The 1,232-nt window shown below is 60.7% G+C and carries 1 protein-coding gene; it reads left to right on the forward strand.

Going from position 1 to position 1,232, the window contains the following annotated elements; all coding sequences use genetic code 11:
* Window positions 1-67 precede the first annotated feature (67 nt).
* A protein-coding gene (locus AB0M45_RS33825) for an IS3 family transposase (RefSeq protein WP_364337564.1) occupies window positions 68-1,232 on the forward strand; the annotation gives its coding sequence in 2 pieces (ribosomal slippage) (window positions 68-332 and window positions 332-1,232; 1,166 coding nt annotated over the 2 pieces). This gene is flagged as partial in the annotation.

Consider the following 1,232-nt stretch of genomic DNA (forward strand, 5'->3'; position numbering starts at 1 on the left):
TGAGGTGCCCGGAGGGTCTCGGACAGTGGCCCAAAGTAGGATTGGGTAACACTGAACGGAGTTGTTTGTGGCACAGAAGAAGTCGCGGCATTTCAGTCTCGAGTTCCGGGAGACAGCGGCCAGGGAAGTGGTCGAAAAATCTCGCCCGGTCGAGGATGTGGCGCGTGACTGCGGGGTGACGGGTCAGACGATTCGGAACTGGGTGAGAGATTTCCGGGCCGCGCATACGTCGGCCGATGCGGGGTTGTCGATGACCGAGCGTGCCCGGTTGAAGGAATTGGAGCGGCGAGTCCGGGAGTTGGAGGAGGAGAACCGATTCTTGGGAAAATCGGTGGCCTTCTTCGCGAAGAAGCACCGGTGACAGCGAAATATGCTTTCATCGCCTCCGAAGAAGGCAGCCATGCCGTCTTGTCCATGTGCCGATGGGCGAAGGTATCGCGTTCGGGATACTACGCGTGGCGCGATCGGAAACCGTCGGCTACCGCGCAGCGGCGCGAGATCCTCGAAGCCGAGATCCGGTTCTGTTTCGAGCATTCCGACGGCACGTACGGTTACCGCCGCATTCACGCCCAGCTCGCCCGCTGGGGCACTTCCGTGGACCCGGGAACGGTCCGCACGATCATGCGTGAGCTGGGCCTGGTTGCCTGCCAGCCGCGCCCGTGGCGGCCGATCACCACGATCGCCGGTGACGCCGCCGACCTTCCGGACCTGGTTCGTCGTGACTTCACCGCCACACAGCCGGCAGCCAAGCTCGTTGGTGATATCACCTATATCCGCACCTGGGAAGGATGGCTGTATTTGGCGACCGTGCTCGATTGTTTCTCGAAGAAAGTGGTCGGGTACGCGATGGCCGAGCACATGCGCACGGAGTTGGTGGCCGATGCTCTGCGCATGGCGGCACGCAATCTTCCGTTCCGGCGCAAAGAGACAATCTTCCATAGCGATCGAGGCGTGCAGTACATGTCGAGCGAATTCGCGTCCGTCACCGAAGAATTGGGTGTCCGCCGCTCCGTGGGCCGCACCGGGGTGTGCTGGGACAACTGCTGGGCGGAATCGTTCAACGGCACCCTGAAGAACGAGCGTGTCCACCGCACCGAATATCCGACGCGCGAACATGCAAGGAAGGACATCGTCAGCTATATCGAGTTGCGGTACAATCAGATTCGGCTTCATTCCGGAATTGACTATCGGACACCGAACGAGGTAGAGTCCGAATGGTTCGAACGGAACAA

It is taken from the genome of Nocardia sp. NPDC051787, from assembly GCF_040681325.1.
Lineage (GTDB): Bacteria > Actinomycetota > Actinomycetes > Mycobacteriales > Mycobacteriaceae > Nocardia.